This is a genomic window from Flagellimonas hymeniacidonis (assembly GCF_008040165.1).
Taxonomy (GTDB): domain Bacteria; phylum Bacteroidota; class Bacteroidia; order Flavobacteriales; family Flavobacteriaceae; genus Flagellimonas; species Flagellimonas hymeniacidonis.
In genome coordinates this window covers 482451-501348 of record NZ_VRUR01000001.1, presented here as the reverse complement: position 1 = coordinate 501348, position 18898 = coordinate 482451, and the positions used below count along the sequence as shown (strand labels likewise).

Below are 18898 nucleotides of genomic sequence, written 5' to 3'. Positions count from 1 at the left end.
TTTAAATAGTGTGAAAGACAAGATTGACTTTCAAATAGAAAACTTAGGAATTCCTAAATTCAAATCTCCCCTGCAGTTAAGTACTGTTAGGGGAGATAATATCTTCACTTTTATTAATGAAACGGACAAATTGGTTTTCGATACCTCTTTAGAGAGTTATAATCAATGTCTTACCAACAATAAGGAACCCTTGTGTCTGGAAAAGGCAGGTCCAAGACAAAACATCCATTTTGAGCCTAAAAACTTTACTGCTGCAATTGTTACTTGTGGAGGACTTTGTCCTGGTATCAACAATGTGATTCGAGGAATTGTAATGGCACTACATTACTTTTATGATGTAAAAAAGATTTTGGGAATCCCATATGGATATGAAGGATTAAACCCAGAAATGGGACATGATTTTATAGCACTTACTCCAGATAAAGTGAAGGATATCCACCAATTTGGCGGTACCATTTTAGGATCATCAAGAGGAGCACAAGATGTATCTGTTATGGTGGACACATTGGTTAACAATAATATTCAAATGCTCTTTACTATAGGTGGTGATGGTACTTTAAAAGGGTGTAACGCCATTGGAGAGGAAATTAAAAAAAGAGGTTTGGATATTAGCGTTGTGGGTATTCCTAAAACCATAGATAACGATGTTGATATTATTGATAAGTCCTTCGGTTTTGAAACTGCGTTTGATATTGCAAGTCCAATTTTAAAAGATGCACACAATGAGGCGCATGGAGCTTACAATGGTATTTCCATTGTTAAATTGATGGGCAGGGATAGTGGCTTTATTGCTGCTTCGGCCTCCCTCGCAATGCCCGTAGTCAACTTTGTGTTGGTGCCGGAGATGGATTTTGACCTTTATGGAGAAAATGGCTTTTTGGAGGTTTTAAAAAGCAGATTAGAAGCTAAACACCATGCGGTGATTGTGGTAGCAGAAGGTGCAGGGCAACATCTTTTTGAGAAGGATGATATTGTAACCGATGCTTCCGGCAATGTGCAACATGATGACATAGGGTTGTTTCTAAAACAAAAAATAAAGGAATACTTCTCAGATATTTTTCCAGTGACCATTAAGTACATCGACCCCAGTTATATCATAAGAAGCGCCGCAGCAAATTCAGGCGATAGTGTATTTTGTAGCAGTTTGGCATATCAAGCTGTTCATGGTGCAATGAGCGGAAAAACAAAATTTGTTGTAGGTAAGGTCAATGATAAATTTGTATACCTACCAATCTCGGCCGTTGTTTCTAAAAGAAAGAAAATTGATTTGGAAAGCGGATTTTGGTTTGCCGTTTTACAAAGTACCGGTCAACCGTTCTCAATTAAGTAACGGTTACCATCTCGCAAAGAAATTGATAAGAACTGCTATTTGCGGGCATTAAGAATTACATCCATTTTAGCAATGGCCTCTTCAATGTAGAACGCCACACCTTCAGATGCTTTACCACCTGAAATTCCATCAACGTCATCTGTTTGTGATGATCCACCACTAGAGGTTGCCAAAAGCACAATGTTGTCGTTAAATTTTTTGGATACGTTCATGAAATCCACTATATCAGGAGGAGGGTTCCATTTTTCCCAAGTATGAATTAGAAAGATTCCCTCATAATTTTCTGGAGCTATTTCTGATAAATCAGAAATATCCACTAGGTTTAGGTTATGATCATTTTTGTAATGATTCAGTATTCCATGACTAATTTTTTCAGGAAAATTTCCCGTGGTGCACGCAATAAGAAGTTTGGATTCCAACTCGGGATTATAAGTTGTTAGCGATTCCACTTTGGCAATGGAAAATTCTTGGCTATGCCAAACCGAAAAAAGTACAGTTAAGCCAATAGCACATAGAACTAAAACCATGAATTCTTTAAAATGCTTCATTTCTTCTAATTTGAAAATGGCTCTATAAGGAGTCTAAAATTCAAAGCAAAATTATAAGGGCTTTTTGATTTAATTTATGATATGCATCAGGTTCATGTTTTTATAGGTTTAGAAATGAAACCTTAGATTTTTTTAGCATAGGATAAGTACTGCCCTATGGGTATATAATCAAAACCTGACAGATGTCATTTTATTCCAATGGATAGGTATCTAGTTTTGATATAGAAATAAAAAATAAATCATTATGGAAGTGAACATTCAATATCAAAAAATGGAAGTAAGTGAGTCTTTGAACGAGATTCTAATGAAGAAACTTGATAAATTAGGATGGAAGTATAGTTGGGTAATCAATGCCAATGTGCTTTTTAAGATGGAGAATGATAAAACTGGACAGGACAAAGTCTGTGAAATAGAGTTAAGTGCTCCGGGGCCTAGACTTTTTGCAAAATCCAGGACAGATAATTTTGAAAAAGCAATGGTAGAAACCATTGGAGAACTGAAAAGACAGTTGGAAAAACGACAAGCCATATTTGTAAGGCATTAGCCATGGCTGTACTATGGAATTTCGAGTAGAACATTTTTAATCCTTTCCTATGAAAACTAAAATAATATGCCTGAGTATGTTGCTGTTCTTAGGGTGTTCCTCCACAAAACTGGTTAGTACGTGGAAAAACCCTGATATTGTTTTGTTTGACGCCTACAAGGTGCTGGTGGTGGGAATGACCCAGGATGAAAATGTGAGAACAGTGTTTGAAACCAGACTTGCAGAAAAGTTATCTGAAAAAGGGGTTGAGGCAATGCGCAGTATGGATCTTTTTGATGTTGAGTTTACATTATCCGAGAAATCAGAGAAACAGCTTTCGGAGGTTGAGGGACAGTTGTTGGATAAAGGTTTTGATGCCATTCTTTTTACTAAAGTTGTGGGTACTGAAAATAGAAGAACATTTAGGGAAAGAATGAATAAACTTAATGATATGTACACGAGTTTCAGCGTAGATTATCTCGAACATCAAGACATTTATTACAATTCGGAATATTATGAAACTTTTAATATATATACTGTAGAAACTTCATTGTATTGTATCTGTGTTGATAAAGAAAGAGAGCTTATCTGGAGAAGTGATATCGATGTGATCGAACCTGTAAAAATGGAAAAAACCATTGAAGCTTACATTAAGCTTATCGCTAATAAAATGGGAGAACAAGATGTGATTTTTTAAAGAATATCCTTTGCAAAGAATTATTCTCTATTCTGTTTAGATTTCAATTATGGATGGAAAGGTTTGTTCTTGACCTTTTTGAAACTATCAATTTTTATGGTAACAATCCAATAAAGTCTAGTAAAATACAAATTGGAATCGCAATTAAAATAAGTACAAGGACAAATACCATGAATCTTAAAAAGCCAACCAGCATTTTGTCACCAAAGGAAACTTCGTTGTTCATAATAGTGTAATTTCCTTCAATGTAAGGAATTATTCACTTAAAAATCTCAATTTCAATGGAGATATTCGACTAAAAGCAGGCTTTCAGGTACATCTTGCAAGTGTTCTTGCGTTGAGCTTCTACTTTTTTGAACTTAACTTTCTGCCTAATTCTTCCAGACTTACCCCTTTGGTTTCTGGCATTATAAATATAGCCCAAAGTAACTGCAGCACCATCATAAGGGCAAAAAACAAGAAAATAGGCCAAGGATTGTCCTTAAATATACCATTGTCCGCATCCAAAAAGATAGGTGTAATCAAGGTGATAACAGCTGCAAATACCCAGTGGGTTCCTGTACCCCAAGATTGACCATACGCCCTAACACTATTTGGGAATATTTCAGAAATAAAAACCCAAATTACAGCTCCTTGCCCAACGGCATGTGAAGCTATAAAAACCAAAATAAATGTGAGCAACAGCGTGGAGCTGGCATCGCTATAAAAACACCAACCGACCATCGCTAAGCTTACGATATATCCTAAAGAGCCAATTTTCAACAGTTGCTTTCTACCCAAGCGGTCTATAAGACGAATTCCGATAAGAGTAAATATTAGGTTAACGATTCCTATTGATATAGAACTGAATAAAGATTCTTTTGAAGCCAATCCTGCACGTTCCAAAATTTCTGGTGCATAATAGAGTACAAAATTTATACCTGATAGTTGGTTGAAGAAAGCTATAAAAAAAGCTAAAAGAAGTTGTTTATTATATTTTCTAGAGAATAAGCTTTCTTTGGAAAGGGTTTTGCCCAGCGCATCTTTTATCTCTTGTAGTCTAATTTTGGCTATTTCGGCTGTAGAAATATATTCCAAGGTTTTAAAAGCACCTTCCTCATCCTGTTTTTTGGTCATTAACCACCTTGGGCTATTAGGAATACCAAACACCATGACGGTATATGCAATGGCAGGTATAGCCTCTACACCTAACATCCAACGCCAGTCATTGGCGCCATCAAATCCTTTTAAAAGATAATTGGAAATAAACGCAATGAAAATCCCAAAAACAATATTGAACTGGTACATGGCCCCGAGTTTTCCTCTGTTGGCAGGAGTACTTATTTCGGAAATATAAATTGGGGCAGCTACGGAGGAAGCCCCTACGCCTACACCTCCAATAAATCTAAAAAATGAAAAAAGATAAGGGTCATGGGCAACTGCTGAGCCTAATGCGGAAATAAAATAAAGAATTCCAATCCACATCAAGGTTTTTTTTCTTCCCAACTTATCGCAGGGAATACCTCCAAACAATGACCCTAAAACGGTTCCCCACAGGGCCATGCTCATAATAAAAACACCATGAAATAGAGGAGACGTATCCCAAAGCTCTTTTATCGGAAGATTTGCTCCGGATATGACTACGGTATCAAAACCAAATAAAAATCCAGCCAAAGCTGCGGTAAGAGAAATTCTAAAAACACGGTTCTTCATGGCCAGTTTGATTTTTCTAAAACTAGCAAAAAATTAAATAACCGAATTAATGTATGAAACAACTTTAGATGTTGCACCTGTGTTTTGCACTATGTATTGGGAATTAATGCTCCCTGTTTTTTGCCTAAAATCTATATCTAAAAAGAAATTGGTCATTAAGTTCGCAAACGCAGATGCATCTGTAATAACATGAATTCCCTTATTATTGACCAAATCTTCCGCCTCCTTAAACTTGTTGTAATCGGGACCAATAATTACTGGAATACCAAAAACAGCAGGTTCCAAAGTATTATGAAGTCCGGTTGCAAATGCACCACCTACGTAGGCAACATCTGCATAACTGTATATCTTGGTCAGGAGGCCTATAGTATCTATGATGATGACATCAAATTGTGAAAGGTTATCATTACTTATTTGTGAAAAACGCACCACCTTTTTAGAAATGCTATTTTCAATTTTTTCAATATGTGCAGATTTCATGGTGTGGGGGGCAATCACATATTTTATTGGTTTTTCTGAAGTGTTTATGAAATCCACAAGAACTTCTTCATCCTCTGGCCAGGTACTTCCAGCGACCAAACAAAATTCTTTGCCCTTAAAGTTTTCCATGAAATCCAAATGATTGTCCCTTTTGGCTATTTCTGAGACACGATCAAAACGGGTGTCACCACTAATGGTTACATTCTGAAAATCGATAGCATTTAAGAGCTGTTGGGAATTCTTGTCCTGCACAAAAAAATGGGAGAAAGTGGTCAAGCTTTTGCGCATAAAACCACCATACGATTTAAAAAAGATTTGCCTTTTTGAAAAGATGGCAGATACTAAAATTGTAGGAATGCTTCGTTGTTTAAGTTGACGCAGATAATTAGGCCATATTTCGTACTTCACAAAAATAGCAAGCTCGGGATTAAGTAAATCAATAAAACGTTTGGCATTGGAATGCAAATCCATGGGTAAATAAATTACCACATCTGCCAATGCTGAATCTTTTTTTACCTCATAACCAGATGGAGAGAAAAAAGTGAGCGCTATTTTATGGTTTGGATATTGATTTCTAATTTTTTCCAGAATGGGAAGGCCTTGCTCATATTCACCTAATGAGGCAACATGCATCCAGATGAATCTATCCTCTTTTTGAATAGCAGTACCTAAATGCTGAAATGTGTTTTTTCTTCCAGAAACAAACAATTTTATCTTGGGACTAAAAAGTGCTACAACTTTTAAAACATTCCAAGTAAGGGCAATAAAGAGGTTATAGAATATTTGCAAGAGTGCCATATTTCGCTAAAATACATTCTTTAATCAATAGGGCGATATGGTATCTTAATTTCTTAATTTTACGGTTTAAACTATTTGGATGAAGAAAATACAGATGGTTGACCTTAAAGGTCAATATGAAGGTATAAAAAGCGAAGTAAATACTGGTATCAATGAGGTATTGGATTCTTCGGCATTTATTAATGGGCCGCAAGTACACGCTTTTCAAAAAGAGCTGGAAGACTACTTACAGGTTAGACATGTGATTCCCTGCGCGAATGGAACTGATGCTTTGCAGATTTGCATGATGGGATTGGGTTTGGAGCCTGGTGATGAGGTGATTACGGCGGACTTCACGTTTGCTGCAACGGTAGAGGTAATTGCCCTTTTAAACCTTACTCCGGTGTTGGTCGATGTGGAACCAGATACTTTTAATATTGACATAAAGGCTATTGAGAAAGCAATAACGCCAAAAACGAAAGCCATAGTCCCGGTACATTTGTTTGGACAATGTGCCAATATGGATGCCATAATGAAATTGGCTAATGAACATGATTTGTATGTAATTGAAGACAATGCCCAAGCTATTGGTGCTACCTACACTTTTGAAAATGGAACCAAGCAAAAAGCGGGAACTATTGGACATGTAGCATCAACATCTTTTTTTCCATCTAAAAACTTGGGCTGTTACGGGGATGGTGGTGCAATTTTCACCAATGATGATGATTTGGCGCATACTATTCGTGGAATGGTAAATCATGGTATGTACAAAAGATACCATCACGATGTTATTGGGGTGAATTCTCGTTTAGATTCAATTCAAGCTGCTGTTTTGATGGCAAAACTTCCAAATTTGGACACCTATAATGAAAAACGGAGAGCCGCAGCAAAAAAATACTCTAAAGCATTTGAAGGGCAAGATCATATCATGGTGCCCAAAACGGTAAATGGTTGTGATGGAATATGCGATTCTTGTGATTGTCATGTTTTCCATCAGTATACTCTTCGAATTTTGAACGAAAAAAGAGACGAATTGGTACAACATTTAAATGATAATGGCGTTCCCTGTGGAGTGTATTATCCAATTCCGTTGCACAATCAAAAAGCTTACGTGGATGAGCGGTACAATGAGGCTGATTTTCCGATAACCAATCAGTTGGTGAAAGAAGTGATTTCACTGCCAATGCATACAGAACTGGATGATGAGCAAATTCAATTTATAACCAACTTAGTCATTGACTTTGTAAACAAATAAGCATGAAAATACTTGTTACCGGAGGATTGGGATTTATAGGTTCCCATACTGTTGTTGAGCTTCAAAACGAAGGTTTTGAGGTTGTAATTATTGATAACCTGTCAAACTCATCAGAAGATGTTTTGGTAGGGATTGAAGCAATTTCTGGAAAGAAACCCATTTTTGAAAAAATGGACCTCCGCAACAAGTCAGATGTTCAGAAATTCTTTACAAAACATAACAATATTGATGGAGTAATTCATTTTGCAGCTTCCAAAGCGGTAGGTGAAAGTGTTGAAAATCCATTATTGTATTATGAAAATAACCTAGGTGTTTTGGTATATATGCTTCAAGAGCTCACTAAAATGCACAAGGCGAACTTTATTTTCAGTTCTTCATGCACAGTGTATGGGCAGGCAGATAAGTTGCCCATTACAGAAGATGCTCCGGTAAAGCCCGCCGAATCTCCATATGGAAATACAAAACAAGTAGGGGAAGAAATTATTAAAGATACCAGCAAGGTCAATCCAGGGTTATCGGCAATAGCGCTTAGATATTTTAATCCAGTTGGGGCCCATCCAACGGTTGAGATAGGGGAATTGCCAATAGGAGTGCCACAAAATTTGGTTCCTTTTATTACACAAACGGGTGTAGGAATGAGAGAACAGCTTTCTGTTTTTGGCGATGATTACCCTACCCAAGATGGTACTTGTATCCGAGATTACATTCATGTGGTTGATGTGGCAAAAGCACATGTAGTTGCCTTGCAACGATTGCTAAATGGGAAAAATGAAAGCAATTATGAGGTGTTCAATTTAGGGACAGGAAAAGGTAGTTCTGTGTTAGAGGTGATTCATAGTTTTGAACGCGTATCAGGAGAGAAATTGAATTATAAAATAGTGGATAGAAGACCCGGGGATGTTATTCAGGCATATGCCGATACAAAAAAAGCAAACCAAGTGCTTGGTTGGAAAGCAGAATCAACCTTAGATGATTCCATGAAGTCTGCTTGGGATTGGGAGCAAAAGATTAGAAGTTAGGTATTCCAAACCATATGTATACGCCCATCTTTTAGATGGGCTTTTTTATTGCAGAAATGGAATGTATGCTTACTTTTAAAACAGAAATTAGCTAACTCAAATATTATGAAAAACATTCTCCTAGTATCAATCTCATTATGCACTTCAATGCTTTTTGCACAAGAAACCTATCTTCAATGTGGAAAAATAGTTGATATGCAATCGGGTAAAGTTCTTTCCGAAAAGACCATTATTGTATCGGGCACTAGTATTAAATCCATTGAAAATGGATATCAAACAGGTGGTGCAGAAGACAAAGTAATTGACTTAAAAAGCAAAACGGTACTTCCAGGATTTATAGACTTGCATGTGCATATAGAAGGGCAATCAAGTCCACGTTCCTATATCCAACGATTTACAGATAATGAAGCTGATGTTGCACTTCAATCTACCGTTTATGCCAAAAAAACTTTAATGGCCGGATTTACCACTGTGCGCGATTTAGGAGGAAGTGGGGTAAATATTGCCCTTAGAAAAGCAATTAACAGAGGTAGCGTCGTTGGACCTAGAATTTTCACCGCTGGCAAAGCTATTGGAACTACAGGCGGACATGCAGACCCAACCAACGGAATGAAAAAATCCCTAATGGGTGATCCAGGCCCAAAAGAAGGGGTGGTCAATTCACCCGAAGATGGAAAAAAGGCGGTGAGACAACGTTACAAAGATGGAGCTGATGTCATCAAAATTACAGCAACTGGTGGGGTGTTAAGTGTAGCCAAGAGTGGTCAAAATCCTCAGTTTACTATGGAAGAAATAAAAGCAATTACTGAAACAGCCAAGGATTACAATATGCTTACTGCCGCCCATGCTCATGGTGACGAGGGCATGCAACGCGCTGTAAAAGGAGGAATCAAAACCATAGAGCATGGAACATTGATGAGTGAAGAAACCATGGATTTAATGATTCAATACAATTCGTTCTTGGTGCCGACAATAACCGCAGGGAAACAAGTAACGGAAAAGGCTAAAATTCCTGGGTATTTCCCAGCGGTAGTTGCCAAAAAGGCAAGTGATATTGGACCAAAAATACAAGGGATGTTCCAGAGAGCGTACAAAAAAGGAGTGCCAATTGCTTTTGGCACCGATGCAGGTGTTTTTCCACATGGTGAAAACGCAAGGGAATTCAGCTATATGGTGGAAGCAGGAATGCCTATTATGGCAGCTCTAAAATCAGCTACCATCACAAACGCTACGCTTTTGGGAATGGGCGATAATCTGGGGCAGCTAAAAGAAGGTTTTTTGGCAGATATTGTAGCAGTGGACGAAAACCCCAAGGATAATGTAGAGACCTTAAAAAATGTGGTTTTCGTAATGAAGGAAGGACAAATATTTAAATCTGAGTAAGCCTTTATATCAAAATAGAACGTAAATACAGTATGCTATCCAATTTCAATAACAGTCAGGAAATATTGGAGGTGGCTCAAAAAGAGTTACTGTATGAAAAATTGCTTTTGCAAATAAAAAAAGATTTTGAACTGGCTAATGCTGGATTAAAGTTCAACATGGATATAGAGCCAGATAAACTTAAGAGCATTCTACACGAAAAAATCTATTTTTTGATGCTAGAAAAGTTTCAAGAGTATCTAAATCTGCTGTATGTTGTGGATATTCCAGAAAGTGCTGTAAAAGAAATACAGGCTACGGATGTGGTGGACGTATCCGCAGAAGTATGTTTTTTACTTTTAAAAAGAGAGTGGCAAAAAGTCTGGTTTAAGAATAAATATGCCTCTTAATTGATTTTGTGAAATATGCGTTGGTTTGTTAACCTACCTATGGTAATTGTTGTATTTTTGGTTAAATTTTTCAGATAGGTTTTAGCTACAAACTGTCTATGGATAAATATTCTTTTTTAAATGCTGCGCATACTTCATTTTTTGCGGAGCAGTATGATAAATATCTAACAAGCCCAGATAGTCTTGAACCCAGTTGGAGGGCTTTCTTTCAAGGATTTGATTTTGGATTGGAAAGCTCGTTGGACGAGCTGGATTTTGCTTCCGAAAATGGGTCGGTAACAATGGCCAACGGTCAAGCAGTTGAAATTCCCCAATCCTTACAAAAAGAATTTCAGGTCATTCGTTTGATTGATGGATACCGCTCTCGTGGACATTTATTTACACAAACCAATCCGGTAAGAGAAAGAAGAAAGTACGAACCATCCCTGGACATATCCAATTTTGGATTATCAGAAGAGGACATGGATGCTGTTTTCGATGCCGGTAAAATTATTGGTATTGGATCAAGTTCCCTTAAAAATATTGTAGCCCATTTAGAGCGTATTTATTGTGATGCCATAGGTGTGGAATACATGTATATTCGAACACCAGAGCGGATTCAATGGATTCAGGATTGGCTTAACGTAAATGACAATCGACCTATTTTTTCTGCTGATGAAAAGAAAAACATACTTAGAAAACTCAATGAAGCAGTTTCGTTTGAAAGCTTTTTGCATACTAAATATGTTGGTCAAAAACGATTTTCTTTAGAAGGAGGGGAGTCGTTAATTCCTGCCTTGGATGCTATTATTGAAAAAGCAGCCGATGCTGGTGTAAAACAGTTTGTAATGGGTATGGCCCACCGAGGGCGTTTAAGTGTTTTGACCAATGTTTTTGGTAAATCACCAAAAGATATTTTTAGCGAGTTTGATGGCAAGGATTATGAGGAAACCATCTTTGATGGAGATGTAAAATATCATCTAGGATGGACTTCTAGAAGAGAAACAGATTCAGGAAAAGTGGTCAACATGAACATTGCCCCAAATCCCTCCCATCTAGAAACTGTCAATTCAATTGTTGAAGGAATAACCAGAGCAAAGCAAGATCGGGACCACCAAGAAAATGTTTCTGAGGTACTTCCAATTTTGGTACATGGAGACGCGGCTTTTGCTGGGCAAGGTATTGTATATGAAATTATACAAATGGCTCGATTGGATGGATACCACACAGGAGGCACCATCCATATTGTGGTGAACAACCAAATTGGTTTTACCACCAATTATTTAGATGCCAGGTCTTCCACATACTGCACAGATGTTGGGAAAGTGACCCTATCTCCAGTGTTACACGTGAATGCAGATGATGCAGAAGCAGTGGTGCATGCAGCAACATTTGCTTTGGAGTATAGAATGCGCTACAAGAGAGATGTTTTTTTAGATTTGTTAGGCTACCGAAAATACGGGCACAACGAAGGTGATGAACCCAAGTTTACCCAGCCCTTATTATATAAATCCATATCCAAGCATCCCAATCCAAGAGATATCTATGCAGAAAAGTTGATTGCTGAAGGCGTTATTGATAAAGACTATGTTAAGAATCTTGAGGTAGAATATAAGAAAAGTCTAGAAGAGGACTTGCTGGATTCACGTAAGGTTGAAAAAACAAGAATCACACCTTTCATGCAAGATGAATGGGAAGGATTTAGTCAAAAGGCAGAAGATGCCATGTTGGGTTCAATTGATACATCATATGAACTCAAGAAGTTGGATCAAATTGCAGAGAATATAACTGTCCTTCCAGAAGGAAAGAAATTTTTAAGAAAGTTAGAACGCCTAGTTCAAGCCAGGAATAAAATGTATTTTGAGGACAATCAGTTGGATTGGGCCATGGGAGAACTATTGGCTTACGGTTCTTTGATTGAGGAAGGTTATGATGTTCGTATGACAGGGCAAGATGTGGAGCGGGGAACTTTTTCGCATCGTCATGCAGTCATTAAAACTGAAATGCATGAAGAAGAGGTGGTGTTGTTGAATAGGCTAGGGAAAAATCAAAATGGAAAATTCCATATCTACAATTCCCTGCTTTCAGAATATGCCGTTATGGGATTTGATTATGGATATGCTATGGCAAGTCCAAAAACATTGACCATTTGGGAAGCACAATTTGGGGACTTCAGCAATGGTGCCCAAATAGTGATAGATCAGTACCTTTCTTCCGCAGAAGACAAGTGGAAATTGCAAAATGGATTGGTACTTTTATTGCCGCACGGGTATGAAGGGCAAGGAGCGGAACATTCATCAGCAAGAATGGAAAGATATCTGCAATTATGTGCAAAAGACAATATGTATGTGGCAGATGTAACCACACCAGCGAACATGTTTCACTTATTACGGAGACAAATGAAAGCCGGTTTTAGAAAACCGCTTATTGTTTTTACGCCAAAGAGTTTATTGAGGCATCCAAAAGTGCTATCGACCAAAGAAGAAATGGCAAACGGAAGTTTCCAGGAACTTATTGACGATGATAAGGCTACAGCTGCCAAAACAAAAACATTGGTCTTCTGTACAGGGAAGTTCTACTATGATTTATTGAGTAAAAAAGAAGAGTTGAAAAGAGATGATGTGGCTTTGGTTAGATTGGAACAATTATTTCCACTACCAGCAAAAGAGATTCGAAGCATCATCAAAAAATATAAAAATGCAGATGATGTGGTTTGGGCCCAAGAAGAGCCAAGAAATATGGGAGCTTGGGGACATCTGTTGATGCATTTAGATGAAGCAAAACAATTTAGGGTGGCATCCAGAAGATTTTACGGAGCTCCAGCTGCGGGTAGTGCAGTTCGCTCGCAAAGAAGGCATGCCCAAGTAATAGAATATGTCTTTGATAAGACCAAAGACAACATGGTTAGAAGTTAATTTACAAAAGCGTAAAACTAGAATAAGATGGTTTTAGAAATGAAAGTTCCCTCGCCAGGGGAATCCATTACAGAAGTAGAAATTGCAGAATGGTTGGTGCAAGATGGAGACTATGTAGAAAAAGATCAGGCAATAGCCGAGGTGGATTCAGATAAAGCAACCTTGGAACTTCCAGCGGAGGAAAGCGGAATAATTACCCTTAAAGCAGAAGAAGGAGATGCAGTGGGGGTAGGTGAAGTAGTTTGTTTGATAGATACCAGTGCGGCAAAACCGGCAGGAGATGTAGCACCAGTTGCTAAAGAAGAATCTAAGGAAGAGCCGGCAAAGGCTGAAGCATCAAAACCAGTTGAAGCTAAAAAGGAGACGTATGCTTCAGGTACTCCATCGCCAGCTGCAAAGAAAATTCTAGATGAAAAAGGAATTGATTCAGCCGTAGTTTCCGGCTCAGGAAGAGATGGCCGTATTACCAAGGAAGATGCGGTAAAAGCAGTTCCATCTATGGGGTCGCCAACGGGAGGAAGTAGAGGAGAATCCCGTTCTAAACTTTCCATGCTAAGAAGAAAAGTTGCTGAACGATTGGTTGCTGCCAAGAATGAGACCGCCATGCTAACCACCTTCAACGAAGTTGATATGTCGCCCATCTTTGCATTGCGTAAAGAATATAAAGAGACATTTAAGGAAAAACATGGCGTAAGCTTAGGCTTTATGTCCTTCTTTACAAAAGCGGTAGTTCGCGCCTTGGAACTATATCCTGCGGTAAATTCTATGATAGATGGTAAAGAAATGCTATCCTATGATTTTTGTGATATCAGTATAGCGGTTTCAGGCCCAAAAGGGCTTATGGTACCTGTTATCCGAAACGCGGAGAACTTAACTTTTAGAGGCGTTGAAGCTGAGGTGAAACGTTTAGCGATTAGAGCTAGAGAAGGGGAGATTACTGTAGATGAAATGACTGGTGGTACGTTTACCATCACCAACGGAGGTGTTTTTGGCTCCATGTTGTCCACACCTATCATAAACCCACCACAAAGTGCTATTTTAGGAATGCACAATATTGTGGAACGCCCAATTGCTAAGGATGGGCAAGTGGTCATTGCACCTATCATGTATGTAGCACTTTCTTACGATCACAGAATCATTGATGGCAAAGAATCCGTAGGGTTCTTGGTTGCAGTAAAAGAAGCCTTGGAAAGTCCAGAGAAATTGTTGATGGAAGGCAATGTGAAAAAAGCGTTGGAACTATAATCAAATTATAATACATGGCCGCTGGAGGACCTTGTGATCATCCATTATCTGATATATTGACACATGGATTTGATGTCTATACTGCGGAATGCGATGAAATGATTAGAAAATTAGCAAAAATTGTGGACTCACAAGAGCTATATGAAATGTTTGATTGGCCTGATAACTTTAGCGCATCCGAAGAGGATAAACTGGAATTTGAAAAACAAGTAAGAACAAAATATTTGTCTCTAAGAAAAGAATAGGAAGTAAAAAACTACCAAACTGTTCATAGATTAAATGGATGGTACTTAGTTCTCAGTCTAACCAGAACAGACAGTTTTCTCTATCACATTCTTAAGAATAAGAACTTTTTATCATAATCAATTACCGCTTTACCTTTTTTAAGGACATCGCCACCTATAATTCCATCAACAGGTAATGCATTATGGGAAGTAAGTGCTTCATTAACATGGACTAAATCAAACAAGACAATTTTTTGTTTCTTCTTTTTCCAGTCACCAATTTGAATCTTGTTTTTGGAAGAGACCAAAGTTTCCATCTCGGTAGCCCCGGCTCCTGCAGCCTTAACGTCAGAAACTTCAGAAACCATTTTAAAAAAATCAATTTTATCCATGCCAACGCATGTGTTTGAAGCTCCGGTATCAAGAATAAATCGACCAGAAACACCATTAATTTTAGCCACTATTTCAAAATGATTGGTTTCTGTTAGCACCAAAGGAATACGCACGTAATTTTTGGAAGACAGAAACTTTTTGAGGGATTTCATCAACTATTTTTCCTAAAGATAAACCTATTTTTGCTTTATGGTTATAACAGATACGCACACACATTTGTACAGCGAAGCTTTTGATGAAGATCGTGATAAAATGATAGAAACAGCTATTAAGGCAGGCGTGGAGCGTTTTTTTATTCCTGCTATAGATTCCTCGTATACTCAAGCTATGCTAGCTCTGGAAGCTAACTATCCCAAAAATATACATTTAATGATGGGACTTCACCCTACCTCGGTCAAAGAAAACTATAAGGAGGAGTTGGCCCATGTGGAGAACCTACTTTCAGAAAGGAATTTTTGCGCTGTTGGAGAAATTGGGATTGATTTGTATTGGGACAAGACTTTTTTAAAACAACAGCAAGATGCTTTTGTACATCAGATACGATTGGCAAAAAAACATCAACTTCCCATAGTAATCCACTGTAGAGAGTCTTTTGATGAAATTTTCGAGATTTTGGAACAGGAAAAAGGAGAAGATCTTTACGGAATTTTTCATTGTTTTACAGGAACTTTGGAGCAGGCCCATAAAGCGATATCGTATAATATGAAGTTAGGTATAGGAGGAGTGGTCACTTTCAAAAATGGAAAAATCGACACCTTTTTAAAGGAGGTGGATTTGGAACATATTGTACTTGAAACGGATTCTCCTTATTTAGCACCAGTTCCATATCGAGGAAAGCGAAACGAAAGTTCCTATATAATTAAGGTATTGGAAAAATTAGCTATGATATACGATAAGGCCCCCGAAGAGATAGCGTCAATAACAACCAACAATTCCAAAAGCGTTTTTGGTATATAGAATTCACATGCAAAACAAAACAAACATTCTGCTCATTTATACCGGAGGTACTATCGGTATGATAAAGGATTACAAAACTGGGGCGCTTAAGGCTTTTAATTTTGACGAGCTGATGGGGAACATCCCAGAGTTGAATCAATTGGACTGTAATATTAGAGGTATATCGTTTGAGGAGCCTATTGACTCTTCCAATATGAATCCCGGTCATTGGGCCACAATCGCATCAATAATTGAAGATAATTACAAAACCTATGATGGTTTTGTGGTACTTCACGGGAGTGATACCATGAGTTACTCCGCCTCGGCTTTAAGTTTTATATTGGAGAATCTTTCAAAACCGGTCATTTTTACGGGTTCTCAATTGCCTATTGGTGATCTTCGAACCGATGCAAAAGAGAATTTAATCACATCAATACAAATAGCGGCACTTACAAAAAAGGGGAAGCCAGTCATACAAGAAGTGGGCCTGTATTTTGAATATAAATTGTATCGAGCCAATAGAACTACTAAAATCAATGCAGAACATTTCGAGGCTTTTGCATCCTTAAACCATCCGCCGCTGGTTGAATCAGGAGTCCATTTAAATGTTCATTATCCTAACCTCCTGAAAGCGTCAAGCAAATCTAGAGCCTTTAAGGCGCACAAAAAAATGGACGATAACATTGCAGTGCTCAAGCTATTTCCCGGGCTTAATGAATCCGTATTAAAATCGATATTAAGCGCACCAGGCCTTAAAGCACTTATTTTAGAAACCTATGGGGCGGGCAATGCTCCATTGGATGAATGGTTTTTAAATGCTATTGATACCGGTATCAAAAATGGCTTGCATATCATAAATGTAACGCAGTGTTCTGGCGGGGGAGTTTCCATGGGCCATTACGAGACAAGTGAAAAGCTTATGGAGATGCAATTGATTAACGGAAAGGACATTACGACGGAAGCTGCTATAACCAAAGCAATGTACTTGTTGGGGACTGAGATATCTGGGAAACTCTTTAAGACAATTTTTGAAACACCCCTCCGTGGTGAGATGCTCTAAAATTAACGGCTTAAATTTCATTAACTAATTATTTTTTTGTTTATTGGTCGGCCTAACTCTATTACAGAGAGAGGTGGCCGAGTGGTCGAAGGCGCACGCCTGGAAAGTGTGTATACACCAAAAGTGTATCGAGGGTTCGAATCCCTTCCTCTCTGCTAGGTATTTTAATTTTACAATTATAAAATTTTTATATCTTTAACATTATTAACTAACTAAATTTAAGTTTGAAAGAAATGAAAAAAATATCCTTTACTCTGGCTGCTGCCGGAATGTTTGTTTTGGGAACTACAACTGCATCCGCGGCGATGTTACAAGAAGAAGCTGCGGCTGAAGCCAGCAAAGGTTTCACTCAAGTATTAAAAGAACAATTTATTCAGGGAGGTCCTGCTTTCATGGGAATTGTGCTTTTATGTTTGATTTTGGGATTGGCAGTTGCGATCGAAAGAATTATTTATTTGAATTTGGCGAGCACCAACTCTGCTAAGCTCAAGCAACAAGTTGAAGATGCATTAGCTTCTGGTGGCGTTGAAGCCGCAAAAGAAGTGTGCAGAAACACAAAAGGCCCTGTTGCCTCTATTTTCTACCAAGGATTGGATAGAGCTGGAGAAGGACTAGAGTCTGCTGAAAAAGCTGTTGTTGCTTATGGTGGTGTTCAAATGGGACAATTAGAAAAGAATGTTTCTTGGTTATCCTTATTTATCGCTATTGCACCAATGCTTGGGTTCATGGGTACAGTAATAGGTATGATTGCGGCCTTCCAGAAAATTGCTGCGGTTGGTAACTTGAGTGCTTCTCTTATTGCAGGAGATATTCAGGTGGCATTATTAACCACAGTATTTGGTTTGATCACTGCGATTATTCTTCAAATTTTCTATAACTATATTATTGCAAAAATCGATAGTATCGTAAATGACATGGAAGACTCCTCTATATCTTTAATAGATATGTTGGCAGCACATAAAAAGTAATTACGAAATTAAAACTATCGAGAATCATGAATAAAATAATAAAAATAGCGCTTATCGTTATAGGGCTGGTAGCTACAGCACTATGGTTCGGTATGCCATCTAGTGATGATCCAGATGCTATAAACAGTGGTTCTATGAACTTCATGTTCATCATCATGTATATTCTGTTGGCCATTGCGGTGGTTTCAACAGTGTTTTTTGGACTTAAAAAATTGTTATCCACGCCTGGAAGCCTTAAAAAGGCATTGTTTGCCATTGGAGGATTAGCAATTATTGTAGCCATTTCCTATGGTCTTTCTTCAAGTGCTGAGGCAAAGGCAGTTGCAGATTCTATGGCTAATTTAGGAGCTACAGAAGGTACAGTTAAGAATATTGGTATGGGATTGAATGTTTTCTTTATCCTTACCGCTGTTGCCGTTGTACTTATGGTTTTTCCAGGGTTGAAAAAAATGTTCGTTAAGTAAAAAATAAAAGTTATGGCTAGAAGAAATGGAGCACCAGAAGTGAATGCCGGTTCTATGGCTGACATAGCTTTCTTGTTACTTATCTTTTTCTTGGTTACCACAACCATTGAGACGGATGCGGGATTGGATCGTATGTTGCCACCTATGGAGCCGCCAGAAGATAATGTTATTATTAAGCAGAAGAACATTTTTACGGTGAACATCAACAAAAATGGCCAGTTATTGGTCGAAGATGAGTTGATGAATTTGCAAGATTTACGAGAAGCGGCAAAAGCGTTTTTAGAAAATGGTGCAGATGGATCTTGTACTTATTGTAAAGGACGAGGTGACTTAAATTCATCAGACAATCCGGACAAAGCAATTATCTCTTTAAAAAATGATCGCGAAACCAAATACAGTACCTATATAACAGTACAAAATGAATTGGTTGGAGCGTACAATGATTTACGGGATAGAGAAGCAGAACGTCTGTATGGTCAAAAGTTCACCAAAATGGAGGCCGAGTACTTAAACCCTGAAACACCATCTAGCGTAAGAGATGATTTGAAGGATAAAGTGAAAAGAGTTCAAGAAATGTTTCCACAGAAACTTTCAGAGGCTGAAACATCAACTAATTAAATA

The 18898-nt window shown here is 38.0% G+C and carries 19 protein-coding genes and 1 tRNA gene; 16 read left to right on the top strand and 4 right to left on the bottom strand.

Going from position 1 to position 18898, the window contains the following annotated elements:
• The first annotated feature begins 10 nt into the window (after positions 1–10).
• Positions 11–1330, top strand: a complete 1320-nt coding sequence (locus FVB32_RS02275; protein WP_147740968.1) for an ATP-dependent 6-phosphofructokinase — start codon at positions 11–13, stop codon at positions 1328–1330.
• Positions 1331–1365: 35 nt separating this feature from the next.
• Here the strand turns inward: FVB32_RS02275 and FVB32_RS02270 are convergent, their stop codons facing one another.
• Positions 1366–1878, bottom strand: a complete 513-nt coding sequence (locus FVB32_RS02270; RefSeq protein WP_147740967.1) for a hypothetical protein — start codon at positions 1876–1878, stop codon at positions 1366–1368.
• 244 nt (positions 1879–2122) lie between these two features.
• Between FVB32_RS02270 and FVB32_RS02265 the strand changes: the two genes are divergently transcribed.
• Both FVB32_RS02265 and FVB32_RS02260 read left to right on the top strand, forming a co-directional pair.
• On the top strand, positions 2123–2422 hold the full coding sequence (locus tag FVB32_RS02265) for an HPF/RaiA family ribosome-associated protein (protein ID WP_147740966.1): 300 nt from the start codon (positions 2123–2125) through the stop codon (positions 2420–2422).
• Positions 2423–2471: 49 nt separating this feature from the next.
• Positions 2472–3098 (top strand): hypothetical protein, encoded by a 627-nt coding sequence (locus FVB32_RS02260; protein ID WP_147740965.1) that lies wholly within the window; start codon positions 2472–2474, stop codon positions 3096–3098.
• A gap of 345 nt (positions 3099–3443) precedes the next feature.
• On the opposite strand, the gene FVB32_RS02255 is transcribed toward FVB32_RS02260, so the two are convergent.
• Both FVB32_RS02255 and FVB32_RS02250 read right to left on the bottom strand, forming a co-directional pair.
• Complete coding sequence (locus FVB32_RS02255) at positions 3444–4790, bottom strand: sugar porter family MFS transporter (protein ID WP_147740964.1); 1347 nt, start codon at positions 4788–4790, stop codon at positions 3444–3446.
• Positions 4791–4823: 33 nt separating this feature from the next.
• Complete coding sequence (locus FVB32_RS02250; RefSeq protein ID WP_147740963.1) at positions 4824–6068, bottom strand: 3-deoxy-D-manno-octulosonic acid transferase; 1245 nt, start codon at positions 6066–6068, stop codon at positions 4824–4826.
• A 79-nt stretch (positions 6069–6147) separates the two neighbouring features.
• Here FVB32_RS02250 and FVB32_RS02245 point away from each other — a divergent pair, with 79 nt between their 5' ends.
• The 7 genes from FVB32_RS02245 to FVB32_RS02215 all read left to right on the top strand — a co-directional run bounded on the left by FVB32_RS02245 (position 6148) and on the right by FVB32_RS02215 (position 14477).
• On the top strand, positions 6148–7302 hold the full coding sequence (locus tag FVB32_RS02245) for a DegT/DnrJ/EryC1/StrS family aminotransferase (RefSeq protein WP_147740962.1): 1155 nt from the start codon (positions 6148–6150) through the stop codon (positions 7300–7302).
• Positions 7303–7304: 2 nt separating this feature from the next.
• Positions 7305–8321 (top strand): UDP-glucose 4-epimerase GalE, encoded by a 1017-nt coding sequence (gene galE / locus FVB32_RS02240; protein WP_147740961.1) that lies wholly within the window; start codon positions 7305–7307, stop codon positions 8319–8321.
• 105 nt (positions 8322–8426) lie between these two features.
• Positions 8427–9704 carry a metal-dependent hydrolase family protein gene (locus tag FVB32_RS02235; RefSeq protein ID WP_147740960.1) on the top strand — a complete coding sequence of 426 codons (1278 nt, stop codon included), beginning with the start codon at positions 8427–8429 and terminating at the stop codon, positions 9702–9704.
• Positions 9705–9736: 32 nt separating this feature from the next.
• On the top strand, positions 9737–10093 hold the full coding sequence (locus FVB32_RS02230) for a hypothetical protein (protein ID WP_147740959.1): 357 nt from the start codon (positions 9737–9739) through the stop codon (positions 10091–10093).
• 98 nt (positions 10094–10191) lie between these two features.
• Complete coding sequence (locus FVB32_RS02225; RefSeq protein ID WP_147740958.1) at positions 10192–12987, top strand: 2-oxoglutarate dehydrogenase E1 component; 2796 nt, start codon at positions 10192–10194, stop codon at positions 12985–12987.
• 27 nt (positions 12988–13014) lie between these two features.
• Complete coding sequence (odhB, locus tag FVB32_RS02220; RefSeq protein WP_147740957.1) at positions 13015–14232, top strand: 2-oxoglutarate dehydrogenase complex dihydrolipoyllysine-residue succinyltransferase; 1218 nt, start codon at positions 13015–13017, stop codon at positions 14230–14232.
• 14 nt (positions 14233–14246) lie between these two features.
• Positions 14247–14477 carry a hypothetical protein gene (locus FVB32_RS02215; RefSeq protein ID WP_147740956.1) on the top strand — a complete coding sequence of 77 codons (231 nt, stop codon included), beginning with the start codon at positions 14247–14249 and terminating at the stop codon, positions 14475–14477.
• Between the two features lie 83 nt (positions 14478–14560).
• Here the strand turns inward: FVB32_RS02215 and FVB32_RS02210 are convergent, their stop codons facing one another.
• On the bottom strand, positions 14561–15001 hold the full coding sequence (locus FVB32_RS02210; protein ID WP_147740955.1) for a retropepsin-like aspartic protease: 441 nt from the start codon (positions 14999–15001) through the stop codon (positions 14561–14563).
• A 37-nt stretch (positions 15002–15038) separates the two neighbouring features.
• On the opposite strand from FVB32_RS02210, the gene FVB32_RS02205 reads away from it, so the two are divergent.
• The 6 genes from FVB32_RS02205 (at position 15039) to FVB32_RS02180 (ending at position 18895) form a co-directional block, all read left to right on the top strand.
• Positions 15039–15806 carry a TatD family hydrolase gene (locus FVB32_RS02205; RefSeq protein ID WP_147740954.1) on the top strand — a complete coding sequence of 256 codons (768 nt, stop codon included), beginning with the start codon at positions 15039–15041 and terminating at the stop codon, positions 15804–15806.
• A 7-nt stretch (positions 15807–15813) separates the two neighbouring features.
• Positions 15814–16845, top strand: a complete 1032-nt coding sequence (locus FVB32_RS02200; RefSeq protein ID WP_147740953.1) for an asparaginase — start codon at positions 15814–15816, stop codon at positions 16843–16845.
• A gap of 67 nt (positions 16846–16912) precedes the next feature.
• Positions 16913–17000 (top strand) — tRNA-Ser (locus FVB32_RS02195).
• A gap of 78 nt (positions 17001–17078) precedes the next feature.
• Positions 17079–17813 (top strand): MotA/TolQ/ExbB proton channel family protein, encoded by a 735-nt coding sequence (locus tag FVB32_RS02190; RefSeq protein ID WP_147743385.1) that lies wholly within the window; start codon positions 17079–17081, stop codon positions 17811–17813.
• Positions 17814–17839: 26 nt separating this feature from the next.
• Positions 17840–18277 (top strand): hypothetical protein, encoded by a 438-nt coding sequence (locus tag FVB32_RS02185; protein ID WP_147740952.1) that lies wholly within the window; start codon positions 17840–17842, stop codon positions 18275–18277.
• A 12-nt stretch (positions 18278–18289) separates the two neighbouring features.
• The gene (locus FVB32_RS02180) at positions 18290–18895 is read left to right on the top strand and encodes an ExbD/TolR family protein (RefSeq protein WP_147740951.1); all 606 of its coding nucleotides are present in this window, start codon (positions 18290–18292) and stop codon (positions 18893–18895) included.
• The last annotated feature ends 3 nt before the right edge of the window (positions 18896–18898 follow it).

Excerpts from the sequence above, each read along its gene's own strand:
- FVB32_RS02185 (WP_147740952.1), top strand. The coding sequence starts at position 17,840 with ATGAATAAAATAATAAAAATAGCGCTTATCGTTATAGGGCTGGTAGCT.
- FVB32_RS02230 (WP_147740959.1), top strand. The coding sequence starts at position 9,737 with ATGCTATCCAATTTCAATAACAGTCAGGAAATATTGGAGGTGGCTCAA.
- galE (WP_147740961.1), top strand. The coding sequence starts at position 7,305 with ATGAAAATACTTGTTACCGGAGGATTGGGATTTATAGGTTCCCATACT.
- odhB (WP_147740957.1), top strand. The coding sequence starts at position 13,015 with ATGGTTTTAGAAATGAAAGTTCCCTCGCCAGGGGAATCCATTACAGAA.
- FVB32_RS02265 (WP_147740966.1), top strand. The coding sequence starts at position 2,123 with ATGGAAGTGAACATTCAATATCAAAAAATGGAAGTAAGTGAGTCTTTG.
- FVB32_RS02200 (WP_147740953.1), top strand. The coding sequence starts at position 15,814 with ATGCAAAACAAAACAAACATTCTGCTCATTTATACCGGAGGTACTATC.
- FVB32_RS02180 (WP_147740951.1), top strand. The coding sequence starts at position 18,290 with ATGGCTAGAAGAAATGGAGCACCAGAAGTGAATGCCGGTTCTATGGCT.
- FVB32_RS02235 (WP_147740960.1), top strand. The coding sequence starts at position 8,427 with ATGAAAAACATTCTCCTAGTATCAATCTCATTATGCACTTCAATGCTT.
- FVB32_RS02215 (WP_147740956.1), top strand. The coding sequence starts at position 14,247 with ATGGCCGCTGGAGGACCTTGTGATCATCCATTATCTGATATATTGACA.
- FVB32_RS02250 (WP_147740963.1), bottom strand. The coding sequence starts at position 6,068 with ATGGCACTCTTGCAAATATTCTATAACCTCTTTATTGCCCTTACTTGG.
- FVB32_RS02255 (WP_147740964.1), bottom strand. The coding sequence starts at position 4,790 with ATGAAGAACCGTGTTTTTAGAATTTCTCTTACCGCAGCTTTGGCTGGA.
- FVB32_RS02190 (WP_147743385.1), top strand. The coding sequence starts at position 17,079 with ATGAAAAAAATATCCTTTACTCTGGCTGCTGCCGGAATGTTTGTTTTG.
- FVB32_RS02245 (WP_147740962.1), top strand. The coding sequence starts at position 6,148 with ATGAAGAAAATACAGATGGTTGACCTTAAAGGTCAATATGAAGGTATA.
- FVB32_RS02225 (WP_147740958.1), top strand. The coding sequence starts at position 10,192 with ATGGATAAATATTCTTTTTTAAATGCTGCGCATACTTCATTTTTTGCG.
- FVB32_RS02210 (WP_147740955.1), bottom strand. The coding sequence starts at position 15,001 with ATGAAATCCCTCAAAAAGTTTCTGTCTTCCAAAAATTACGTGCGTATT.
- FVB32_RS02205 (WP_147740954.1), top strand. The coding sequence starts at position 15,039 with ATGGTTATAACAGATACGCACACACATTTGTACAGCGAAGCTTTTGAT.
- FVB32_RS02260 (WP_147740965.1), top strand. The coding sequence starts at position 2,472 with ATGAAAACTAAAATAATATGCCTGAGTATGTTGCTGTTCTTAGGGTGT.
- FVB32_RS02270 (WP_147740967.1), bottom strand. The coding sequence starts at position 1,878 with ATGAAGCATTTTAAAGAATTCATGGTTTTAGTTCTATGTGCTATTGGC.